Origin of the sequence: Microcoleus sp. Pol8_D6, assembly GCF_036700965.1 — a bacterium.
GTDB lineage: Bacteria > Cyanobacteriota > Cyanobacteriia > Cyanobacteriales > Microcoleaceae > Microcoleus.
In genome coordinates this window covers 20422-44846 of sequence record NZ_JAUBPW010000060.1, presented here as the reverse complement: position 1 = coordinate 44846, position 24425 = coordinate 20422, and the positions used below count along the sequence as shown (strand labels likewise).

Sequence of the window (24425 nt, the reverse complement as noted above, 5' to 3'; positions counted from 1 at the left end):
GACTAATTATGAAATGGAACCGAAAGATAAAAAATAAAGGCAACTTAGTTAATGCAGTTTAGATGTTTGACAGCTTAATTTGCTGGGGATTACTCTCTCCTGTATGCTAACTTCTTTAATTGCCGGCTACACGCCCCTGCATCGCGCCCGTAAAGCCCTCTTTTGGGCGCTAGCATTGACGGCTATACTTGTGATTCCTCTGGGGGTGAGTTTTTCGGAATTGATCGAGCAAGCGCAACTAGAAGTCAGTCTGAAGCGGGCGCTGCTTAACCGAACTATCACTTTTCAACGGGTGGAACTGATTAAAACTGATACTAACTGGTTGACAAAACCGCCGGAGGTTCGTCTGATTGTTCGCAGCAGCGAAGCTTTGACACCCAAACAAGTGCAGCTTTTAGAAGCATTTGTCGAAAAAGAAATGGGTCAAAAATTTACCCTAATTTTTCAAGTCAGTCAAGTTGAAGAAGTGCGGGGTGCAACGCCGGATAAGTTCCGACCGAAATCGAAACCTTAACTATTTTATCCCTAATGCTATGACCCCAGAAACTCTAATTGACCAAGTGACGATCGAGGGCAATCTGAAGCAATTTCTCTTAGTGCTAGCGGTTTCCTTAACTGTGGCGACGCTGCCCCAAATCTTTGGGTGGCTGAGCAAAATTCCCTACACGCTGCTTTTAGTAATTGTTGGGTTGGGTTTGGCTTTTATAGATGTGCGGCTGGTGACGCTTTCACCGAAACTAATTCTGTTGATTTTTTTGCCGCCTCTGTTGTTTGAAGCTGCTTGGAATCTGGAATGGCCTAAACTCAAGCGGGATTTAGTGCCGATCGCTCTTTATGCGATTTTGGGTGTTGTTATTTCTGTTGCTGGCGTGGCTTTTGCTCTCAACCAAATAGCTGGAGTTTCTTTAGCAATAGCTCTGTTGGTAGGAGCTAGTATCTCTGCTACTGATCCGGTTTCAGTCATTGCATTGTTCCGGGAATTGGGAGTTGAAAAACGCTTAGCGTTACTGGTGGAGGGTGAGAGTTTATTTAATGATGGCATTGCTATTGTTGCGTTTAGTTTTTTGGTGGGATTCTCTCTAGAGACAGATGACGTTGGCATCCCTATTCTGATTGCGCGTTTCTTAGCTTTTGTGGGAATTGGGGTTGTTGTCGGCAGTTTAATCGGTTTTGGAGTTTCTTATCTGACTCAACCATTTGATTTACCTTTGGTTGAGCAATCGTTAACCTTAGTTTCCGCCTACGGCACTTATATAATTGTGGAGGAATTGGGTGGTTCAGGGGTGATTGGAGTGGTGACGATGGGCTTGATATTTGGCAACTTTGGCTCTCAGATTGGTATGCAACCCAGTACCAGACTTGCGGTAACACAATTTTGGAATTTTTTGGCGTTTTTTGTAAATTCGATCATGTTCCTACTGATTGGCGATCAGATTAGTTTTGCTGATTTGGGAGCGAATTTAGGAGTGATTGGCATAACTGTAGTGGCGATGTTTGTGACGCGAGCAATCGCTATTTTTGGTCTAGGATGGTTGAGCAATTGGTTAGGAAAATCTAAAATTTCATTGCCAGATCAAACTGTGATTTGGTGGGGAGGGTTACGGGGCTCTGTATCGATTGCTTTAGCTTTGAGCGTACCCCATGTTCTGCCCGATCGACCAAAAATTATTGCGATCGTGTTTGGTGTAGTTTTATTTACGCTGCTAGTACAAGGTTTAACCACCAAGGCGCTGCTGGAAAAACTGGGGTTGTTGAGCAACCAGGAGTTGCGCCAGGAGTATCTGGAGGCGATCGCCCAACGTGTTGCTCTCAATCGGGTTCTCAAGCATCTATCTGAAGTATCAAGCGATCGTAAAATCGAGCCTGAGTTTTCTAATCATCTCGTGAGTCAGCTTCAAGAAAAATTAAACTTGCTGCAAGCAGAAATCAATCAAATGTACGATCAATCTCCTGAACTGTGGCAAATGACTATCGACAAACTCGAAGGGGATTTGCAGGCAATAGAGGCTGATACTTATGCTGAATTTGTGCGAGCTGGTCAATTGAATGAGCTGCCTGTTTCTGTTTTGCAGCAATGTTTTAAAGAGCGGAATGAGACAATTGTTTCTTAAAGCGAATTCGTTGGCAGGATTAACAGAAATAAGTTCTACTACAACGAGTACGGGTTTTGGGATTTCGACTGAAACCATTGTGGGCAATCAAAAACAGTCCGAATTGTTGAGGGGCGGACATGGTATAATTCCTGATATTGTAGGGTTCGTCAGCCTACGATAATTTGAATATGAGCTAGATCATAGAAAGATTATTCAGAATTTGGCATACTGAGAGTAAGGTTAAATAGGAGGTCAATTTAATGACCAATACTGCTCTCAATTTTAAGACTGCACCCGGACATGAAGTTCTGGCCGCGGCGGGTAAGAAAATGTTGAGGCCGGGGGGGAAACTTGCTACGGAACAGTTATTTGAATGGGCGGATTTTCAGCCTGGGGAGACTGTTTTGGAGTTGGCTGCTAGTTTTGGATATAGTTCGATCGTCCTGGCTGAACGTTTTGGCGTAAAAGTAGTGGGAGTTGAGAAAAATCCCGACAGTGTGGCCCGCGCTCGTGCTAATGTTGCAGCAGCCGGTTTGAGCGATCGAGTGGAAATTGTGGAAGGAGATATTTTTCACTTGGATCGGATTTCTCAACAGTTTGATTGGGTGTTGGCTGAAGCTATCCTGACAATGCAGTCGCCGTCAGGGAAAGCTAAAATTGTATCGGGAATTTGCGATCGGCTAAAACCAGGCGGCAAGTTTCTCTCTCACGAACTTTTAGCTAGAAACCGAGAATCAGAAATTCAAAAAGCTTTATCAGAAGTGACTCGGGCTAATTCAACGCCTTTGTCTGAGTCTGGCTGGATTGCTGTTTACCAAAACGCGGGTTTGCAAGTAGAAAAGTGTCAAACTGGGGCGATGGGCCTCCTAAATTTGTCGCGAATGCTGCAAGATGAAGGGTTTGTGGGTACTGTGCGGATTGTGTGGAATATTTTAAGTCGATCGCAAATTCGCGATCGTATCTTAGCAATGCGTCGAGTTTTCCAGCATTACCAACAGGATCTAGGCTACATCGTTATCTCTGCCAAAAAACAATCTTAACCGACTCAATCGATTTTTGATTTTCGATAGAAGAAAGTGAAGCCACTGATAAATTCGAGACTTGTGACCAAATTAATTAATTGTCAAAAACTATGACTACGACTCTTTTACCGCTACAATCTTCAGCAATCCAACTCCGAGACGCAATTGAATATCCCGCCGCCGGAGTCCTGAACAAAATTTTAGTCAAAGACAAGAATTGTCAGTACAGTTTATTTTGTCTGGCTGCCGGAACGGAAATTTCGGAACACTCTTCGGCACGGAATGCCACAGTTAATGTCATAGAAGGAAAGGGGATTTTGACTTTGGAAGGCAAGGATATTGTTTTGGAACCGGGGGTATTTGTCTTCATGCCCGGTCAAGCTCTTCACGCTTTGAAAGCCGAAGAAAATTTGGCGTTTATTTTGACACTTTCTGAGGTCAATTAATTTCCGCAATATTGCTTGGGGGGCGGGTTTCATACTTGCCTAAAATCAATAATCTCATAAACCCGCCCCGATTCACAGATTGTGGGGGCGGTTTTATATAGTGAGTAAGCTTTTCTACATTTAAACTGTGTGTCAAAAATCAATAAAACTCTTGTGGGACGGGCTTCTAGCCTGTCCCGAATTTCCAATTTAAATGCGTAACAGCTTAGCAGTCAAATAGTGTTTTTGAAACCCGCACTCCAAGAATTGGGATTTTAACATTTAGTCTATTTCATCTCCAGAGGCGACATCCTCCAATTTTTCCCAATCTAATACAATAATTTTACCGCCTCGACTGTAGGAGACAAACGGCTTGAGTTTCTTAAATAACCGCACGCATTCTTCGTAGGTAATTCCAATGCTGCGAGCAATTTGATAGTAGGGAAAACGTTTTTCTAAACATACACTATTATCCGCCATCTTCGTACCTTGCTCGACCCCAAAGTAATGAATAAACCGGGCCAGCCGCACGATCGCCCTTTCCGACACCAAACCGTGCACTGTCTCGTGCAGTTGCTGCAACCGCTGATTAAACACCGCCAATATTCGCAAGGCAATCTCAGGATTTTCTCGAATTGCTGCTAGCAAAACTTCCCGTTCTGTGGTAAGAACTTCCACATCAGTTTCTGCCGTCACCGTTGCGGGGGCAATGCCGTTGCCTAGCAAAGCAGGTGCGGCAAAAATATCTCCCTGAAATAAAGTGCGGAGAATTGTTTCTTTGCCCGCCGCCGCTGTTTTTGCAACCCGCAGAGAACCGCTCAAAAGAGTGTATAATTTTTCGGGGATGCGATCGCCCTCATACATCACAACTTCTCCTTGTCGGTAACTGCAAATTACTGTGTGTTCTTGCAATCGCTCTAATTCAGTTCGGTTTAAGCTGGCAAATATTCCAATTTTAGCCAGTTGCTCGACAGTTGCTTTCATGCAGTTAACTCTACTAGCTCGCAGTTCAATAAGAGTACAATAACGGTGAATCCAGAATACATCCAGCAAAGCAGAGCCATCTACGAAAATGCAGAACCAGAATATCGGCGGCATTATTTTGACGAGCTAGCTGGCGGATTTGTGCTCGTCCACCAACACCACAATCTTAATGATTCGGAAAGTTTTGTGGCTGAAGTTTTGGCTAAAATAGGAAAGAGAGTTAGACTTTTGAGCGAACAAGCACCGTCGGGAACTAAAACTCCAGACGCTGACGTTGACGGTCAAATTTGCGAATTTAAGGAATTAACAAAAGAGTCGAGTAATCTCAAAAATAGAGTACAAGAAGGGTTGGGAAAAGCCAAAAATCAAAGTGCAAATGCAGTCATTTTTCACGTAAATATAGAAATTTACGACATTCGAGAGATAGACGAAGGCATCAGGCAAGCCATATATTGGGATGTTAAGCATCTCATGCAAACTATCATTTTGGTTTTTAACAACCAATCTGTTCTAAAAATTACTAGAGAGGAATGGGAAAATGGGCAGCGTTTTTCAAGAATTTGAAGAAATCGTAAATAGTGGTATAAAAAATAATATGCCGCGGGATGCAAGATTGATTATTGTTGGAGAGATCCTCTACGCAGTAACTCGGGACGAACTAACCAATAAAGAAGGTTGGCTGCTAGAAAATATGCTCGGAGGCAGAGAAGAATGGGAAAAGGGGCTAGAATATGCTATTTTTGGAGATCCAAAACACGGACACATAGCGCCAACCCTAACTATCTCCGATCAACCTCTGGTTATTGCCGGCAAAACTTTTCATTCTCGTTTGATGACGGGTACGGGAAAATATCGCAGTATTTCAGAAATGCAGCAAAGTGTCAACGCTAGCAGGTGCGAAATTGTTACCGTGGCTGTGCGGCGAGTACAAACAAATGCTCCCGGCCATGAAGGATTGGCAGAGGCTCTTGATTGGACTAAAATTTGGATGCTGCCAAATACTGCCGGTTGTCAAACTGCGGATGAGGCGATTAGAGTAGCTCGTTTAGGGCGGGAAATGGCGAAACTTTTAGGGCAAGAAGACAATAATTTTGTCAAATTAGAAGTGATTCCCGATGCTAAATATTTGCTGCCAGATCCGATCGGCACTTTGGAAGCTGCAGAACAATTAGTTAAAGAAGGTTTTGCCGTTTTGCCCTACATCAATGCCGATCCCTTGCTGGCAAAACGCCTCGAAGAAGTCGGTTGTGCGACAGTCATGCCTTTAGGTTCGCCCATCGGTTCAGGGCAAGGGATCAACAATGCGGCCAACATTCAAATAATTATTGACACGGTAAATATTCCTGTGGTTGTCGATGCGGGGATCGGAACGCCCAGCGAAGCGGCGCGAGCAATGGAAATGGGAGCCGATGCACTGTTGATTAATTCCGCGATCGCCAATGCCCAAAATTCCCCGGCAATGGCAAAAGCAATGGGAATGGCAGCAGAAGCGGGGCGGCTGGCGTACTTAGCAGGCAGAATGCCGATCAAAGATTATGCGATCGCCTCTTCCCCCCAAACAGGCACTGTCACCTCAAAATAAATTCCTGAATTTTCCTGGGCGCTTTTTTGGTACAGTTGTAAACATCAAAAATATTAAGGATTGTGACTGATGCCTTACATCAAAGATGACGATGGACGCCTGAACAACTTTGCTAAAGAGCCGAAGGTGTATGAAGCCGTACCTCCCAACAAAAATCAGCAACGCAACTACATCATCATGGGTATTGCAGCAGCCATGTTAGTCGCCGGTTTGGTGTACGTGGCTGCCTCCGTCTGAAAACTGGCCTGAGACTCAAAGCTGCTTCAAATCGCAATTTTAAATAATCCTTCGAGAAACCATGTTTTCCTTTCCCAAGGAAACATGGTTTTTGTGTTTCAATACAAAGCAGGTAGTTGCGACAATCCTGAAGCGTGCCAAGCGAGCTGGAAAGCTAAATAAGACCAGCATAAATTTGGTGTTTTCCTCTTGGCTGTCGGGTTCAGGGACTTGGGTTGCAAATACTAACACGGGTTCGTCACCCACATAAAATTGCCAATTGAAAATCTACAATCCTTTAGTCATCACCGGTGCGATTGACTGCCTTCGGGGCTTAGTTGTGAGTTATGAGCGATCAAGATTTCAACTCTCAACTCTACAATCTAAAATCTACAATCCCAAATCTAAAACCTAAAACCTAAAATCTAAAATCTAAAATCGGCTGCTCCTGATGTCTATTCCTTCCCAAAAAGTTTCTAGCTCAAACAAGCTGATCTATCAACGCTTGAAACAGGCGATCGACCTCAATTTACGCCGTCAAATTTTTATTGCCGCCTGCGACGACTTGTGCTTGCGAGACTGTCTGGCAGCCCGCTTGCAGACAGAATTAGCCGCAGAGAGCGCAGGCTCAGATCCTCGCTCCCCGATCGACTACCCCCGATTTGTCAGTTTGGAACTCGACTTGAGCGATCCAAATCCTTGGGGTTCGATCGCCGCGTGGCTGACCCAACACCCACCGCCGCAAAACAGGGGCAGCTACAGCCCTGTGCCGGGATTTCAAATTCTCGGGGCCGAACACCTGACCAGGCAGTCAGCAGCCGTGCAGTGGTCGTTCCTGAGCTATTTGAGGGAGATTGAAGCAAACCTGCAAATGTGCGAGTCTACTCTGTTGCTGTGGGTGTCGCGTCCCTGGCTAAGTTCGATCGAACAATCGGCGCCGGAATTTTGGCACTGGCGAACCGGAGTATTTGAGTTTGAAGGCGAACCAACTCCAGCTAAGGAAGACTTCGGACACTTTGAGGACTTGGGGAACTCAGGAGACTTGCGAAACCTGCGGGACAGCGGAGACTTTGGCAACAAACTTTTAATGTCTTCTTTGTCTGGACAATCCCCAATTCCCGACGAACAATTCCCAATTTCCTATCCCCCGCCCCCAGCGCCAGATTCTAAATCCGTCCAACTGGCAGATGACGAACAATCCCCAATTTCCCATCCCCCGTCCCCAGCGCCAGATTCTAAATCCGTCCAACTGGCAGATTTGGTGCTAGCAGCGGCTTCTGAGGATTTGGAAGCAGAAAATGATGCCACATCAGAGGAGAATTTTCTGCCGCTGCAAACCCTGCAATACATCGAACTGCTGCAAGAACATCAGTGTTGTTCCGAAGCATTGGCTTTGGCATATCACGGTTTGGGAAATTACTACCGCGATCGCATTCTGGGCGGAGAGGTTTCAGAGCAAAACCTGACAATCGCCATTCGCGCGATCGAACAAGTGATTGCGTATCTCGAAGTTGACAGCAACTCGCAGCAAAATCAACCACTAACTGAGGAATGCGCGCGACTGATTGCCCAATTGACAGAAAATTTAACTCAGTACGCCCAGGAGTCCAACAGCCTACCGCCAATTTCCGATCTGCTCAACGATCTCGGCACTCTCTACTGGATGCTGTCACGCGATCGCACGCAGCATAACGCATCAGATCCGGTATCTTGCCTTGAACGCAGCATCGCCCTCTACCTTGAAGGTTTGAACCGAACAGATGCCGAAACCGTACCCCAAACCCGCGTTAGATTAAACAAAAATTTGGGAATCGCCTCGGCCGATTTAGCCCGCTATCGAGACAAGACAGAGAACTTGCAGCACGCAGTTGCAGCTTACCAACAAGCGCTGCTGGATCTAGACCCCGCCGTGGAACCTCAGCAGTACGCTGCTGCTCAGAATAATTTGGCGACAGCATACTGGAATTTAGCTCAAGATGGTGAGCCGATCGTATATCTCAAAAGTGCGATCGCAGCTTACACCCAAGCCCTCTCCTGTTACAGTCCCGAACGAGAACCCCTCAACTATGCCGGAGTGCAAAACAACCTCGGTACCGCCTGCTGGAACCTCGCCCAGCACCAACCCTCAGAACCCCTGCTAGTCAGGGCGATTTCCGCCTACCGCGAAGCATTGAAATACCGCACCCGAGAATTAGTACCCGCAGCAGCAGCCGCCACCTACAACAATCTCGGTACCGCTTATTGGCATTTGGCGAACCAGTTTCAGCAGAAACAGGCGCGGACGGAATCATTGCAGCAGGCGATTACCGCCTACGAAGCCGCCCTCGATATCGCCGCAGAGATCGATCAAACCAAACTCACCTTTGACGCCTTGGCCGCCCGCAACAATCTCGGACTAGCCCACTATCAACTAGCCACCGACCCAGATTTCGCCGCTAACAAAGTCGCACAGACAAGCCATCTAGAAGCAGCGCTGCACCACCAGTTGCAAGTGTGTGCCGAATGGGGACAAAATCTCAATGACAAAGGGTTAACATATGGGGATAAACTCAACTTGCAAGCCGCGGCAAACTCCCAAGCTGCTGATTCCCGGCAAACAGCATTGAGCTATATTGTCAAAACGATTAGAGCTTTCTATAGTGAATGTGGGCTGCCAGGCCAAAATTTAGCCTTATCCAAAGTTCCTGGAGATTTATTGCCTGAAATTTTGCGTAGGTTATAAATAGGGCTATAACTATTAAAAGCTCAATTTTTTCGAGATTTGTATCCAGTTTTCTATTATTATGGCTGAATATTCTTGCCTAATTCTTCAAGCAAACTTGTGGTCATGGCCCCTGTAAAAATCCTTGTGGTTGATGACGACCCGGCAATCCGAAATTTGATTCACCGTTTTTTGAGCCAGCAAGGTTATCAAGTAGAGTCTGGCGAGGACGGTCAGACTGGTCTGGAATTATTTGAGCAACTCAATCCTGACTTAGTAGTTCTAGATGTAAATTTACCTGATACAACCGGCTACAAACTGTGTCAAGAAATGCAAAGACGCACGGGTGTGTTTGTGTTGATGCTGACTGCCCGAACCGATGAAGCTGACAAAATGAAAGGGTTTGCCGAAGGTGCTGACGACTACATTACTAAACCTTTTAGTCTTGTAGAGATTGGAGCTCGCGTTGCAGCAATTCTGAAGCGCAAACGCATTGTTACTCCCGCCGAACAACAAACTCTTACTTTTGGAGAGCTACTAATAGATCCGGTTCGCCGCGAGGTAATTCTCGGCAGCCAGATAGTTGCTTTGACTGCTTTAGAATTCGACCTGCTGTACTGTTTGGCTAGCAAACCCGGTCGCGTGTGGAGGCGATCGGAATTGCTGCATGAAGTGTGGGACTACGAGTATGTAGGAGCCGATCGCGTGGTGGATGTCCATATCGGTCAAATTCGCCGCAAAATTGAACTAGATCCCAATCAAATGCCGATGATTCAAACCGTCCGGGGGGTGGGTTACAAGTTTGAGCCAACAACCTAGTAGCATCCGCCATTCCGCTCTAGGGGCGGGTTCACCAATATCTCGGATTAACATACTCGATATTTGTAAACCCGCCCTCCCCACACAAGAATTCAGATTGATCGAGTATCTGATTGTTTGTTCTGCAAATACTCGCCCACTTCTCGTGCACGATCAAAACCCCTTCGCACGCAATCTCCCAAAGCCACTCCGCCAACGTAGTTGCTGCACAAATACACCCCAGGCAAAGATTTTAAGCCCTCATCGATTTGTTGCAGGCGATCGAAATGCCCCAAATTGTACTGAGGAATCGCCCGCTTCCACACATTCACCGCTAAAACTTTTGGCTGTGGCACATCTGGTTTCAGCAAAATCCGAGACAAATCTCGGTGTACCTCACGAACGATTTGTTCGGAGTCGAGATTGCCAATTTCCGAGTCTGTTGCGCCGCCGATGAAACTGGTGAGAGTGTGCCAGCCCGCAGGCGTGCGATCGGCAAATAAACTCGATGTCCAAATCGTCCCCAGAGTGCGAATTCCCTGCCCTCTCGGAATTAAATTTCCAAAACCTACTAATTTACCATTGACATCTGAGTGAGGATATGCTAAGACGACGCAGGCAACCGTAGGATAAGTAAAAGCTTGTAAAGCACTGCTAACTTCCGGTTGCAGAGGCTGCAACAGATCGGCTGTAACGTAAGCGGGTGTGGTCAAAACCACGGTGCGCGCCTCAACTTCCTGCTGTCCGTCGGGCGTCGAGAATACAGCAATGTAAGTTTCGCGTTCTGTACGCTGGAGGCGAGTCAGATGCCAGTTGAGTTTCACTCGATCGCCCAATTCAGCAGCGATCGCCTCTGGCAAAGCCTTCAACCCCTGTTTGAACGAACCCAACTCCCCCGGTCTAGTCTTAGGAACATTCGGGTCTGCAGGCATTTTCTTCGGTCTGTTTTTAGCAGAAAGCAGCGCCCCCGCTACCAGCCCGCCACCCACATCAGCCATCTTTGCTACCCGGCCAAAAGCCGCCGCCGCGCTAAGTTGTTGCGGATCGCCGGCATAAACCCCAGAAACAAAAGGTTCCACCAACCGCTGCATCACTTCCGTACCTAGATGACGGCGGAAAAATTGAGAAACAGTTTCCTCGTCACCCTGCTGCGAAAGTCGATCGCCCATTGCCGGCCCGACAAACCCCAAAGCCCCGAACAACGCCCGCAGTTTTCCCGGAAAACTCAGTAACTGAGACTGAATCATCGCCGGTGGAGTCATCGGCACCGGTTGCAGCTTTTTTTGCCAATACACAAAACGAGGCAATTTGCGATCGGCAAAAATCAATTCTTGCTTCAATCCCACATCCACAGCCAACTTCATCAATTCTGGCGTCGGCGAAAAACTGTTCGGGCCCTCCTCCCAGAGAAACCCTTCCGCTGTCACAGTGGTTATGTTCCCGCCTACACGTCCCTGACTCTCCGCGACTAAAATCTTCAGCGAGGATGGACTCGTTGCTTCCTTGTGAAGTGCGTGCGCCAAACTCAAACCGCTAATACCCGCACCCACAATCAAGGTATCTAATAGTTCCATATTACATAGAAAAATATCGCAATCTTTATGTTACATGGCTTTGCACGGCTTACGTTCTTTGCTTCGGGTACTGCCAAACCGCTTTCAGATTACCAAATTGGGAATTGGGAATTGGGAATCAGTAAGCTGTCGGGCATTTCTTAAGCATTTTTCTCGAATGTTGTGGATTAACCTCTGTTCACCTCCCCCTCTCCCGTTCTCCCCATCTCGCTTTTGTCTCCGCTGCGTCTGGTTTAAAAAAAGAGGATCTGCTCTAATTAACCTATATTCCACAAAATACTCTTTCTTTAAAATTTTTGTATTATAGGGAACAGCGCCAAAAATTGCACCGGGAAACGCAGCCGTAAAGTGTGCAAAAAAATTGGAGTGGGTTAAACTAACTTTAGGAAAATTTTAGAGCTTAACTTGCCAGTCCGCACACCCCTCTGAACAGATGGGGTTTCATGCCCTAATCAAAAGACATAGTTGACCAGCTATCGTCTTAACTGATTACGTTATCAAAATTATGGGTGTAAGCTCAAGCTGCTATGCGATCGCGGTTAAAATATTTGAAACGGTAATTGTTCCGTTGAAAGTAGATCATAAAAGTACCAAGCGACCCAGTAGCCCTGTGTAGCAATAATCAATATTCAAGGCGGTTAAAACTGCCTGGTGCGTGCTGCCTCGATCGGTCTACTCACATCTTGCACCATTCTCGCTGAACAGGCTTTCCGGCCTGTTCCATAAAGAGTTAATTTCTTGTGGGTTGGGCATCCTGCCCGCCCATAAAGTGCAACATATGAGTCTAAAGACACGAGGTTTCTGTAATACTAAGCTTGTCTCCTGAAAAAATACCCATGCAGGAAGTTATCAACTCGTTTCAGTCTTTTTTCTCTAACTCTGTTGATGCTTTCCTAGAGTGCGATCGACAGCAAAATTATTTATCGATCAATCCTATTGCTGCGGCTTGGATGGGATTGGAGCCTGCTGAAATACTCAACAAAACCAATCAGGAATTATTGAACTTATATCCTAATAATCCTGGTGTCAAAAATATAATCTCGCAGATTGATTCTTGCCTGCAACAAGTATTTATAACCGGGGAAAAACGGCTGGCAATTCATGAGGTGACGACGGCAGACGGCGGGATTAAAATTTACGAAACTGCTTATACGCCAGCGGTGGATGCCTCTAGCAAGCAGATGCGGGTTTTCGGCGTTGGTAGAGATATCACCAGGCACTACCGCTGGCAGCAGCAGAAAACTCAACAGTTACGCCGCTCGAACCATTTACTGTGGTTGAATGCAGCTAACAGTCCCTTGGCAATGGTAGGCTGGGATGAAGATTTTCGGATCGTTCAGTGGTCGAAACGCGCCGAAGAAATTTTTGGCTGGACATCCGATGATATGCTTGGCAAGCAGTTCGGCGATTTGGCTTTGGTTTGCGAGGAAGATAGAGAGGCTGTAAGCGCGATCGAGCTTGAACTAGCCACTGGCAACGGCAATACTTCAATTAACCGCAACTATACTAAAAGCGGACAGGTAATTTGGTGTCGCTGGTTCAATTCAATTATTCGCAGCGGCGAGACTTTTACCGTGCTTTCTTTGGTGGAAGATATCACCGATCGCAAACGATTGGAAGCAGAAAAAGCCCAAGCTTCTCGCCTCACAGCAATGGTAGCCGATGTGGGTATTGCCTTGACCAAACACCCTCAAGATATCCTGCTTCCCTGCTGCGAGGCAATGGTGCGGAATCTTGATGTCGCTTCGGCTGAAATTTGGACTTTCAACTCTCAACAGAATGTTTGGGAATTGCAAGCAGCATCGGAAATATACAGTCGCACAGACGATCGCGCTAGCTTTATTGAAAATAAGGTTAACTCGATCGCCCAACAGCAAAAACCGGAATTTGACTGCGGATTTGAACTGAATAATTTTGGACTCCCAGAGGAAGAATCCGCAAAAGCAACTGAGGCGCAAAGTTCCGAAGTAGCAATTATCAACACCAGTCACAAGCAGACAAATTGCCCAATCCCCAAGCATATTCTAACTTTCGCCGGCTACCCTTTGATAGTCGAAGAACGGCTGGTGGGAGTCATGGTAATTATCAGCCACCAACCGCTGACAGCACCTTTTCAGGAAACTTTAGCATCGGTTGCCGATGTCATCGCTTTAGGCATCGAACGCAAGCGTGCAGAAGCTGAATTAAAATCAGCTAGAGGGTTCCTCAATTCAGTAGTAGAAAATCTGCCGGTGGGAGTTTTTGCTAAAGATGCTTCTTCGCTGAAATTTGTGCTGTGGAATAAAGCGGGAGAAACGATCGCAGGTGTTACCTCTCAAGAGGCGATCGGCAAAAATGACTACGATATTTACCCCAAAGAACAAGCTGATGTTTTTACTGCTCAAGACAGAGAAATATTGACCGGTCATCACAATCAGTCTACTGTTAAAGACATCGCCGAAGAGCCGATCCAAACTCGCCACAAAGGTATGAGAATACTGCACACCCGCAAAGTGCCAATTCTCGACGCCGCAGGCCGTCCTCAGTACGTTTTGGGGATTACTGAAGATATTACCGAACGCAGGCAGGTAGACGAAAGCGTGCGCCTCTACGACCAAATTGTCGAGAATATGCAAATTGGTTTGTACGTCTACCATTTAGAAAATATAGACGATGACAGCACTCTCAGGGCGATCGCCTCCAATCCTGCTGCTACCCTATTTACCGGATTAGAAATGGCTGATGTTTTGGGAATGACAATCGACGAGATTTTTCCCCAACTGCGATCGAAAAACATTCCCCAAGCATTTGCTTCGGTAATTCGCACCCAGAAAGCCGTAGAACTTGAAGATATTGACTGCGATGAAGGCGGCCGCATAACTCGCGCTTTTTCTATTAAAGCTTTTCCATTACCCAACAACTGTGTCGGTGTTGCTTTTGAAAACATTACTGATCGCAAGCGCCTAGAACTAGAACTGCAGGCTTCTTTGGAAAAAACTGAACGTTCCGAACAACTCCTACGCACAGTAATAGACAAAACCAGCGACTGGATTTTTGCCAAAGACAAAAATTTTCGCTATATTCTGGTCAACAGGAGTTTCGCTCAAGCAATTGGTAAAACAGTCGAAGAAATCATTAGCAAATCTGATTTAGAATTAGGGTTCTTAGAAGAGCAAGTGTTGGGAAATTTAGCCAAAAATATCCGAGGCTTCCGCACAGACGACTCTGCTGTACTGGCCGGCGAAATTATCCACAATCCCTGCGATCCGGCAACTATTGCTGACGGGTCAGTACATATTTTTGATACCCAAAAACTTCCCCTTCGCGACGCTGAAGGTAATGTATTTGCAGTGCTAGCTTTCGCTCACGATATTACAGAACGACATGAATCGGAAGCAGCCTTGCGTAGAAGTGAATCAAGATTTAGATCTTTGGTAGCTAATATTCCCGGAGTGGTTTATCGCTGGAAGTGCGATTTTTCGACTAATTTTATTAGTGATGCCGTTTACTTATTAACGGGCTACCCTGCGGCAGATTTTATTTGGCTTTTAGACAGGAGAGGCCGGACTTTTGCTAGTATTATTTACGCCCAAGATTTGGCCAAAGTAGAAGCAACTATTCGGCAAGGCATAGAAAACAAAGAGTCTTATAACTTGGAATACCGCTTGCTAGCAGCAGACGGCACGGTTAAATGGGTGTGGGATAAAGGTTCTCCTGTGTTCGACGCAGATGGGAACGTTTGCTATTTGGACGGGGTGATTTTTGATATTAGCGATCGGTACTACGCTGAGGAAGCATTGCGCCAAAAAACTTTAGAGTTAGAAGCAGTTTTTCGCGCTTTGCCTGATTTGTATTTTCGACTAGATGCTGACGGTATAATTGTAGATTATTTGTCAGGAACTTCCTCGAATTTATACGTACCTCCCGAACATTTTCTTGGTCAACGAATGACAGACATATTGCCACATAATGTGGCTAGGCAATTTTCCCAAGCAATCTTTGAAATTTCCGAAACAAGAAACTCAATCGACATAGAATATTCGCTTTCCATGTCGGAAGGAGAAAAAACTTATGAAGCTCGACTGTTGCCATTTAATTCAGATCAGATTATCATTCTAGCCCGCAATATTACCAAGCGCAAAGAAGCCGAAGCTCAATTAAAACATAAAAATCGCCAGCTAGAGCAAACATTGAAACAATTAGGCAGGACTCAAGCTCAACTAATTCAAGCGGAAAAAATGTCGGGTTTGGGACAGCTAGTGGCGGGAATTGCTCACGAAATCAATAATCCTGTCAGTTTTATTTACGGTAATATCACTTACGCTAGTGAGTATGCCAAAAACTTGCTGGAACTGTGCAGTTTGTACCAAGCACACTACCCGGAACCTGTTGCTGTTATCCAAGATTTGGCAGAAGAAATAGAACTAGAATTCATGAAAGAGGATTTCCCGCACCTGCTGAATTCAATTCAAACCGGAGCGGATCGAATTCGCCAAATTGTTCTGTCTTTGCGTAACTTTTCCCGCCTGGAAGAATCCGATCTTAAGCGTGTGGATATCCACGAAGGAATAGACAGTGCTCTGTTGATTTTGCAACACAAGATTAAAGAAAATGGCAGAAATCGTCCTATTCAAATAGTTAAAGAATATGGGAAATTGCCGCAGATACAGTGCTACGTGGGACAGTTAAATCAAGTGTTTATGAATATTTTAAATAATGCTGTTGATGCTTTAGCGAATGTCAGGAATAGGAAGTTGGAATTAGCGAGTTATTCGGAAGAGGAACGGCAAGATTTTGCTGGTTTACCTTTAAGTTGCGCCGCATTGCCGTGGATTCGGATTCGCACGGATGTGTTGGAGAATAATCGGGTGGCGATCGTAATTTCAGATAACGGTTCGGGCATGGCAGAGTCTGTTAAATGTCGGGTATTTGACCCATTTTTTACTACTAAACCCGTAGGCAAAGGTACAGGTTTGGGACTGTCTATCTCCTATCAGATTGTGGTGGAAAGACACGGAGGGACGCTACAGTGCATTTCCGCGCCGGGAGAGGGAACTGAATTTGCGATCGAGATTCCACTTCGGCAGAGGTAATGAGTCATTAGTAATTGGTAGTTGCACGAGAAAAATGATAATCTAATTAAAGGTTCTAAAAGTCAGGAATATTAGCATGGTATACAAAAGCATACATACTTCTAGTGCCGTTGCAAAACCAATTAAAGATGATGAGGATGATGATGATTCCTATGTTGACTATTTTTATGACGATCAGGGGGCTCCGCCGGGAACTCTCGACTTAGAACCCGATGCGCCGCCTCCCGAGATTGTATTAATTGACTATTGCGAAACAGCAGCTACTCGCGCCCACTTGGCAAATCCTCAAAAAGCTGCTGCGTATTTAGATACAGCATCTGTTTCTTGGGTTGATGTGTTGGGATTAGGAAACAAAGAAACTTGGCGGCAAATGGCCGAAGTATTTAATTTGCACGTAATGGCTCAGGAAGATGTAGTTAATGTTCCCCAGCGACCGAAAGTAGTAGACTATGAAGAACACATTTTAATCATTGCTTGGATGGTGATGCTGCATCCAGAATCAGATACGTTTCATAAAGAACAAGTAAGTTTTATTTTGGGCAAGCATTACCTGCTAACTGTTCAGGAAGAACCGGACTATGATTGTTTTGAACCAGTGCGCGATCGCATTCGTAAAGGACAAGGAATTATTCGCAAACACGGAGCAGATTATCTGGCTTATACTTTGTTAGATTCGATTATAGATGGATTTTTCCCAGTATTAGAAGTTTACGGAGAGCGCATTGAAGAATTAGAGGATGAAGTGGTGGTTAACCCCACCCGCAAAACCCTGGAAAAAATCTATAAAATCCGGCGAGAATTGCTGACTCTGCGCCGTGCCATTTGGCCGCAGCGGGATGCAATTAATGTTTTGATTCGAGATAGCAGTGATTTGATTAGTCCAGAGGTGCGAATTTACCTGCGGGACTGTTACGATCACACGGTGCAGGTGATGGATATGGTGGAAACCTATCGAGAGTTGTCTTCGGGTTTGATGGATGTTTACTTGTCTTCGGTTGGTAATAAAATGAATGAAATCATGAAATTGCTGACGGTGATTTCGAGTATATTTATTCCTCTAACCTTTGTGGCGGGAGTATACGGGATGAATTTCAATACAGAGAAATCGCCATTGAATATGCCGGAACTGAATTGGTATTTTGGCTATCCGCTGTGTTGGGGGGTGATGGTAGGAATCGCCTCTGGTTTAGTTTACTTCTTCTGGCGGCGCGGCTGGTTTGATAATTTTTCTACTATCAAAGATGACTCATTAAAGTAACCGAATTGAAGATTTAACATTGGGGATTAAAAATTGAATAATTCAAAATCCTGTTAGGTAAAAAGGTTTCCTGCCCCTAGTTGAATCCGTGCGATAAATCCTTGGATGATAATTGCCAACTTTTGTGCCCCCTGATTCATCAGTGAGTGATTTTAAGGGAGTTTCAGGGAAATTTAATTGTTGGGCGGGCTTTCGGGTCCACCGTACAAGAGTTTGAATAAACTGAGATGTTGCACCATTCTCAAGAACAGGCAAGATGCCTGTTCCACAAAAAATAAACTTGATTGTGGAACAGGCATCTTGTCCTGTTCATAAAAAGCTTATTGACAATAGTGCCAGATGTGAGAATAAACACAAATGTCCAAGTTAAGTGGGCGACAAGTTAAAATATTCAATCTCAAATCCCAAATTGATTGACGAACGATCGCGTACAATAAATCTGGGGAAAAAGTAGGCGCAGGCGGTTGCGGATGAGCGAAAGCTTGTCTGAGGAAAGTCCGGGCTCCCGAAAAACCAAACTTGCTGGGTAACGCCCAGTGCGAGCGATCGTGAGGATAGTGCCACAGAAAGATACCGCCAATTAGTCATTAGTCAGCAGTCATTGGTCGTTAGTAAGTAACTGAGGATTTTTGACTGGGAAGCAACAACTAATTTGGTAAGGGTGCAAAGGTGCGGTAAGAGCGCACCAGCAGCATCGAGAGGTGCTGGCTCGGTAAACCCCAGTTGGGAGCAAGGTTGGAGGGACTATGGTTGGTTTTTTACCAGTTCCGTTTTTTGGTACTGCTTGAGGCGTCTGGTAACAGGCGTCCCAGATAGATAACTGCCCTCGAAAACTGCTTGCAGTTGAGAGAACAGAACCCGGCTTATGTCCGACTTTTTCCCCCCCAAAATCCCCGACTGGGAGAGTGGGGGAGGGGGAGAGTGGGAGAGTGGGAGAGTCAGAGAATTTTTAGATATTTTTAGAATAAGGTGAGATACACCAGATACATTCCCAATGCCCCATGCCCAATGCCCCATGCCCCATGCCCAATTCCCCATTCCGTATGAATCTGATTTATCCGGGTCGCCAAAAGCAACTTGAAACATTAATTCAAAAATTGGGACTGACGAAGGATGCTTCGATAAAATGGCATCTCCTCGATTTAGCTTTGACTCATGCGAGCGCGTCAGCTAAGGCAAATTACGAGCAACTAGAGTTTGTCGGCGATGCAGTTGTGCGGCTGGCTGCGTCGGAATTGTTGTTTGAGATTTATCCTGACTGTACAGTGGGGGAATTTGCTGCTATTCGATCGATCTTGGTGAGCGATCGCATTCTTGCTAAAATCGCTGAAAGTTACGGGTTCGATCGCTATTTAATTGTTTCCAGCAGCGCCGCCTCGGACAAAACAGGCGCTGAACCCCGGCTAGCCGATGCTTTGGAAGCGGTACTGGCTGCGCTTTATTTGAGTACCCAGAGCTTAGAATTAATTCGCCCTTGGCTAGATTCTCACTTTCAACGCTTAGCGACAGAAATCCGCAGCGATCCTGCCCGCCAAAACTACAAAGCTGCTCTCCAAGAGTTGACTCAAGGCAAATACAAAACTTTGCCCAAATATAGCGTGCAAGAAACCGGGACAGTGCAGGGCGGAGAGGATCGTTTTACCGCAAAAGTTCTCATTCAGGGAAAGTTGGTAGCAGAGGGAAAAGGTCGATCGATCAAAGCGGCCGAACAAGCAGCGGCTCAGGCAGCTTTCAATAAATTAGTTGACAGTTGACAGTTGACAGTTATTTGTTATTTGTTATTTGTTAGCTGCTAAGCTTTTGTGCATCTAATTTGATTTGAAAGTCAATTTTTCTACAATTATTGTGGAACGGGCATCCTGCCCGTCTCTAGATGCAATTTAAATGCGTAGCAGCTTACCAATAACCAATAACCAATAACTACTGCCAACAGTCAACAGTCAACAGTGATTTTTTTGAGTTAAAACATAGATAATAATAACCAAATATGCTATAATTGCTGTGCGATTTTTGAAATTATAATTAATGAAAATCGGAATAGCTGTATTGGGTGCAGGCCGCTGGGGAGTTAACTTAATTCGCAACTTTATCGAACATCCCAACAGCGAAGTTTTAGCGGTGGTAGACCCGAATCGAGATTCATTGGAGGCCGTTCAAAAACAGTTTAATCTTGATGCCTCGGTGATTCTAGCTACCGATTGGTCTCAAGTGCAAGCCTTGCCGAGACTGCAAGCTGTGGCGATCGCTACTCCAGCTTCCACACACTACACCCTCGCCGCAGCAGCGCTGAAACAAGGCTACCACGTCTTAGCAGAAAAACCCCTCGCCCTCAACCTCACTGAAGCAATAGAACTCTGTCAATTAGCCGAAAAACAGCAGCGGCAACTCTTCGTTGACCACACTTATCTGTTTCATCCAGCAGTCGATCGAGGCCAAAGAATTATTCAACAGCATCAACTCGGAAAATTGCGCTACGGTTACGCCCAGCGCACCCATTTTGAACCGGTTCGCCATGACGTTGATGCCCTTTGGGACTTGGCTATTCACGATATCGCTATTTTCAATACTTGGCTGGAACAAACGCCAATTGAAGTAAGGGCGATCGGCACTGTTTTTCCGAAGGAAGAAGGAGGAAGGAAGAAGGAAGAAGGAAGAGGGAAGAAGGAAGAAGGAAGAGGGAAGAAGGAAGAAGGAAGAGGGAAGAAGGAAGAAGGAATAAATCAAGAAGCAGCAGAAATTGAAAATCAATTTTCTCCTTCACTGCTGACTACTAATCCTGCAGAAAAACTAGCAGATTTAGTTTGGGTAACGCTCACCTATCCCGACGGATTTCAAGCATTTATTCACCTGTGCTGGCTAAATCCCGACAAACAACGGCGCTTAACAGTTGTTGGCAGTTTGGGAACCTTGATTTTTGACGAAATGTCGCCAGAAACTCCGCTGATTGTGCAGCGCGGCCATTCAGATTGCGGGGGCGAAGAGAATAACTCTTTTGAAAGTGCGATCGCGAAGCCCGCCCCTACGGGGGCTACGCCAACGAAGAGGATCGCGCCGCAGCCAACAAGCATCAGACACCGCGAAGTGTTGAGTTTAGAACAAGTAGAACCGCTGAGGAGAGTGTGCGATCGCTTCCTCAACTGCGTGCAAACAAATACCCCCTGTCTTACCTCTTCGGGCGCCGCCTCCGTCGAATTAATCCGCATTCTCAGCACTTTGAGCAAATCCCTCGAACTCGGCGGACAGCCCCTAATACCCTTTTAGATTTTAGATTTTAGATTTTAGATTTTAGATTGGGAACATCACTCCTCAACTTTTGAAATTTCCCTTTTCCGTTACTAAGTCGGGGCTGTGAAAATAAAAACTTGACTGCTGATTTACCGGCAAAGAAATCATCACCGTAGTACCTTGATTCACGCCCGCGCTGTGCAGGGTAATGCTTCCGATCATAGATTCCATTATCCTTCGCGAGATAGCCAAGCCTAAACCGTTACCGCCAAACTTGCGAGTTGTAGAACCATCAGCCATCACAAAAGGTTGAAACAATTTCTGCTGGTGCTCGGGATCTATACCAATTCCCGTATCTTTAATTGTCACCACCACCCAATCGCTTTGACCGCTGGTGCCAGTCGTACTTTCTCCACTGCCGTTAAAACTACCAGAATTAGTCCTCGACTCTAGCCGCACAGATATATTAATGCTGCCCGACTCTGTAAACTTAACCGCATTGCTCAAAACATTTAAAAAAACCTGTTTTAGCTTCTCCGGATCGGCATGAACAATAATCGGATCGTGAGGAGCTGGCAAACTTAACTTCAAGCCTTTTTCCTCAATTGGAGTCGCTTGCAAATCAATCGCGTCTTCAAGTACCTGAGTAATATCAACTACTTCTAACATCATGGAGAACGTGCCGGATTCTATTTTAGCAATGTCCAAAATATCATTAATAATATTGAGCAATTGCATTGACGAGTCGTGGGCCCGCTGTAAAAATTCCATTTCTTCATCTCGGTCATCGCAGTAGCCGTCCCGCACAATTTGAATAAAACCAATAATCCCGTTGAGCGGGGTTCTCAATTCGTGAGAAATATTGCCCAAAAATTCATTTTTTAATTGATTGGCAACTTGCGCTTCCTTGGTTGCGACTTCCAATTCTTTGGCCCTGGATCTGAGACCCTGCACCATGCTGTTTAGTGCTTCTGATAGTTGATTGAATTCCCTAATTTGGAAATTTTGTGGCACTGTCTGCGACGCTTCTGTATCTACTTTCATCGCGTAGTCTCTCAGTTTTTCCACAGGACGCGCCAAGTCACGAGACAGATATAAAGTCGCGATGATACTAGCAGCAACCAAACCTACAATTAAATTAAATAAAACTTGCTGAATTTCTTCCAAACCCGACAGAGCGTAATCTAAACGAGAGACAGCTAAAATAATCCACTTGCTGTTCTCCTGTGTAGTTGAAGGACTCGGGATAGCAGCGTATCCTGCTAGCAACTCTACACCATTTCTTTCAAAGGAAAATAGGTGTAGAAAAGCTGTTCCGCCGGCGATCGCCCTTCTGACAATACTTTTTAGTCGAGCGGCATCTGCCTCTTGGTCAATATTGCGGCCCACGCGATTGATATTCGGGTGCGCCAAAATCGTCCCATCTTGGTCGATCGCCACCGTATAGCCGGCTAAAGAACCCTTGGGAGCGCTGGTTTGCACAGGCAATGCCGACTGCAAACTCAAAGCATAACTCAACTGCAGGGTATTGCCCCGACGAATGTAAACAGGAGCGCTCAACACCAAACTCGCTTGGCTATCGGAGCCTTCTTTACCCGCATCGGGAAAATCCTCAGCCCCCAAAGCCGCCTTCTGATCGTTTGCTGTCCCCTGTCGCTGCGGAGGTAAAGACAGACTGATGTAAACGCTCTTGTCGTCCAGCAGCGTTTGCTGCTGCTGTACGGGTGGCCAAAATTTTGCCGGCAACGACTGAATCGGCTGCTGCCCGCAAGTGCTTGCTATCACTTGATTGGTCTTTAAATTAGTCAATTGCAAGCAATCAACCTGCGCTGGCAACCGCTGCCCTAATTGGGCGATAAACTTTTGATAATCCTTCGGATCTACCGACTGCAACATCGAGCTTTCCGAAGCGCCGATCAGATTCGACTTCAGCGATTTCGCCCACTGTTCAATAGTTTCTGCTTTTCTGACTGCACTTTCTGTCAAGTTTTGACGAGCAGTTTCCAGAAGCGTCGAGCGTGCCTTGCGATAGGTAACATACTCCCCCACCAGTAGAACAGGTACGCTGAGCAACAAAATCCGCGACAGTAAAATACGGCGAAAGGAGGATTGACCTAACTTAACCATAGGAAATATCTAAATTAAGGTGCAACACCCAACAGCGACCATTACAGTGAAATAAACCAGACCGAAAGCATGAATCTGTCTAGGGGGCTCTGCTGACTGGACAACACAGCTTCAGAACAACATTTAAACACAATTATAGAAGCCACTGTAGTAATCTCGATTCTAAGTGTGTGGACTAAAAGATGCTCAGCAATTTGTTGGGCAAATGCCTGTGATTTCGGTCACACTTCCCTTCTCAATTCTCGGAGCGAGTGACACCCGATCGCCCCGATGCCTATTTTTCAGGCTGCAAAAAGCATCGGGTGGACATACCGCAGTGGCTTGAAGCTAGAATCGCATAGATGCACTCGCCCCCAATTAACAGGCAAAAAGTTCGGTTTCCGGCTAGTGTACAGAGATCATTCTTGCTCGATCGGACTTTTTCTTTCCCAAGGCCTTCGAGAAATGGGTCAGAGATGGACGATGCGAGATTTTACACCCTGTCAAATATTTCTTTTGCCATCCGATTGATTCAGTGACAATAATTCACCTGTCAAACAAAAAGAATGAGACGATCAAGCTGCCGATCGACTCTGACAACCCTAATGTGGGGAACCTTTGCCCAAACAGTGCACCCACGCTCCGTAAATTCGCGGTCTCGGCAATAATCTCCATAGCTTAATCGATGAAAAAAAACTTTAGCAATTATACGTATTATTACACAAACAACCGTCCGAGATATCATCACGCTTATTTGATATCTCCCCTTTTAGAAATGCTGGCGGCACTTCAGCATACCAGCAAGACAAAACTCCGAGTTTTGGATCTCGGCTGCGGCAATGGCAGCCTCAGTCACGTTATCGCAGAGCACGGCTGCGAAGTTGTCGGCGTTGACACTTCAGCGGCCGGAATTGCCATCTCCCGTCAAAGTTTCCCCGAGTGTCAGTTTATCGAAGCAGATATTTACGACCTTCCAGATACCGATATTTTGAACTCATTTGATGTTGTCTTAGCTATTGAAGTAATCGAACACTTGCTTTATCCTAAAGAACTAGCAAAAACTGCGAAAAGATGCCTCAAGCCGGGAGGAAGATTAATTATTTCCACACCATATCACGGCTATTTAAAAAATCTGGCTTTAGCGGTTTCTGGCAAACTAGATCAACATTTTACCGTTCTTTGGGATAACGGTCACATTAAATTTTTTTCAGTAGATACGCTGACTAAGTTATTAACAGATGAAGGATACACCGACATAAAATTTAAATTTGCTGGTCGATGTCCCTATCTTTGGAAATCAATGTTATGCTCTAGTACCTTATCGCCACAAGCCGAGAAATTATGAGTTTTGAGGTGTGATTTTTCAGCA

Annotated in this window: 17 protein-coding genes and 1 other RNA gene; 15 read left to right on the top strand and 3 right to left on the bottom strand. The window is 45.6% G+C overall.

The window, feature by feature from the left end:
- Positions 1-103 precede the first annotated feature (103 nt).
- From QUA10_RS21665 to QUA10_RS21650, 4 genes are all read left to right on the top strand, one after another.
- Positions 104-514, top strand: coding sequence for a hypothetical protein (locus QUA10_RS21665; protein WP_333084606.1), 411 nt, complete (start codon positions 104-106; stop codon positions 512-514).
- A gap of 19 nt (positions 515-533) precedes the next feature.
- Positions 534-2111: a sodium:proton antiporter gene (locus QUA10_RS21660; protein ID WP_333084607.1), complete on the top strand. Its 1578-nt coding sequence runs from the start codon at positions 534-536 to the stop codon at positions 2109-2111.
- 242 nt (positions 2112-2353) lie between these two features.
- Positions 2354-3133, top strand: coding sequence for a class I SAM-dependent methyltransferase (locus QUA10_RS21655; protein ID WP_333084608.1), 780 nt, complete (start codon positions 2354-2356; stop codon positions 3131-3133).
- Between the two features lie 92 nt (positions 3134-3225).
- Positions 3226-3561 (top strand): cupin domain-containing protein, encoded by a 336-nt coding sequence (locus tag QUA10_RS21650; RefSeq protein ID WP_333036370.1) that lies wholly within the window; start codon positions 3226-3228, stop codon positions 3559-3561.
- Positions 3562-3822: 261 nt separating this feature from the next.
- Here QUA10_RS21650 and QUA10_RS21645 read toward each other — a convergent pair whose 3' ends face one another.
- Positions 3823-4524 (bottom strand): Crp/Fnr family transcriptional regulator, encoded by a 702-nt coding sequence (locus QUA10_RS21645; RefSeq protein ID WP_333084609.1) that lies wholly within the window; start codon positions 4522-4524, stop codon positions 3823-3825.
- 45 nt (positions 4525-4569) lie between these two features.
- Here QUA10_RS21645 and QUA10_RS21640 point away from each other — a divergent pair, with 45 nt between their 5' ends.
- From QUA10_RS21640 to QUA10_RS21620, 5 genes are all read left to right on the top strand, one after another.
- Positions 4570-5088 (top strand): CdiA C-terminal domain-containing protein, encoded by a 519-nt coding sequence (locus QUA10_RS21640; RefSeq protein ID WP_333084610.1) that lies wholly within the window; start codon positions 4570-4572, stop codon positions 5086-5088.
- Entirely contained in the window at positions 5063-6106 is a 1044-nt protein-coding gene (locus QUA10_RS21635) for a thiazole synthase (protein ID WP_333084612.1), read from the top strand. The genes QUA10_RS21640 and QUA10_RS21635 overlap by 26 nt, the downstream gene beginning before the upstream one ends.
- A gap of 69 nt (positions 6107-6175) precedes the next feature.
- Positions 6176-6343, top strand: coding sequence for a photosystem II assembly protein Psb34 (gene psb34, locus QUA10_RS21630; RefSeq protein ID WP_106333461.1), 168 nt, complete (start codon positions 6176-6178; stop codon positions 6341-6343).
- Positions 6344-6773: 430 nt separating this feature from the next.
- On the top strand, positions 6774-9044 hold the full coding sequence (locus tag QUA10_RS21625) for a hypothetical protein (RefSeq protein WP_333084613.1): 2271 nt from the start codon (positions 6774-6776) through the stop codon (positions 9042-9044).
- A 105-nt stretch (positions 9045-9149) separates the two neighbouring features.
- Positions 9150-9842: a response regulator transcription factor gene (locus QUA10_RS21620; RefSeq protein ID WP_333059446.1), complete on the top strand. Its 693-nt coding sequence runs from the start codon at positions 9150-9152 to the stop codon at positions 9840-9842.
- A gap of 92 nt (positions 9843-9934) precedes the next feature.
- On the opposite strand, the gene hemG is transcribed toward QUA10_RS21620, so the two are convergent.
- On the bottom strand, positions 9935-11395 hold the full coding sequence (gene hemG, locus QUA10_RS21615; RefSeq protein ID WP_333084614.1) for a protoporphyrinogen oxidase: 1461 nt from the start codon (positions 11393-11395) through the stop codon (positions 9935-9937).
- Positions 11396-12231: 836 nt separating this feature from the next.
- On the opposite strand from hemG, the gene QUA10_RS21610 reads away from it, so the two are divergent.
- From QUA10_RS21610 to QUA10_RS21590, 5 genes are all read left to right on the top strand, one after another.
- Positions 12232-16467, top strand: a complete 4236-nt coding sequence (locus tag QUA10_RS21610) for a PAS domain-containing protein (protein ID WP_333084615.1) — start codon at positions 12232-12234, stop codon at positions 16465-16467.
- Positions 16468-16543: 76 nt separating this feature from the next.
- Positions 16544-17725 carry a magnesium/cobalt transporter CorA gene (gene corA, locus QUA10_RS21605; protein WP_333084617.1) on the top strand — a complete coding sequence of 394 codons (1182 nt, stop codon included), beginning with the start codon at positions 16544-16546 and terminating at the stop codon, positions 17723-17725.
- A 447-nt stretch (positions 17726-18172) separates the two neighbouring features.
- Positions 18173-18606: RNase P RNA component class A (rnpB, locus tag QUA10_RS21600), an RNA gene on the top strand.
- Between the two features lie 162 nt (positions 18607-18768).
- Positions 18769-19479 carry a ribonuclease III gene (gene rnc, locus QUA10_RS21595; RefSeq protein WP_333084618.1) on the top strand — a complete coding sequence of 237 codons (711 nt, stop codon included), beginning with the start codon at positions 18769-18771 and terminating at the stop codon, positions 19477-19479.
- Positions 19480-19750: 271 nt separating this feature from the next.
- Positions 19751-20986 (top strand): Gfo/Idh/MocA family oxidoreductase, encoded by a 1236-nt coding sequence (locus QUA10_RS21590; RefSeq protein WP_333084619.1) that lies wholly within the window; start codon positions 19751-19753, stop codon positions 20984-20986.
- Positions 20987-21031: 45 nt separating this feature from the next.
- Here QUA10_RS21590 and QUA10_RS21585 read toward each other — a convergent pair whose 3' ends face one another.
- A complete protein-coding gene (locus QUA10_RS21585) occupies positions 21032-23077 on the bottom strand; it encodes a sensor histidine kinase (protein ID WP_333084620.1) in 2046 nt (681 codons plus the stop codon).
- A 664-nt stretch (positions 23078-23741) separates the two neighbouring features.
- Between QUA10_RS21585 and QUA10_RS21580 the strand changes: the two genes are divergently transcribed.
- A complete protein-coding gene (locus QUA10_RS21580; protein ID WP_333084621.1) occupies positions 23742-24401 on the top strand; it encodes a class I SAM-dependent methyltransferase in 660 nt (219 codons plus the stop codon).
- Positions 24402-24425 lie beyond the last annotated feature (24 nt).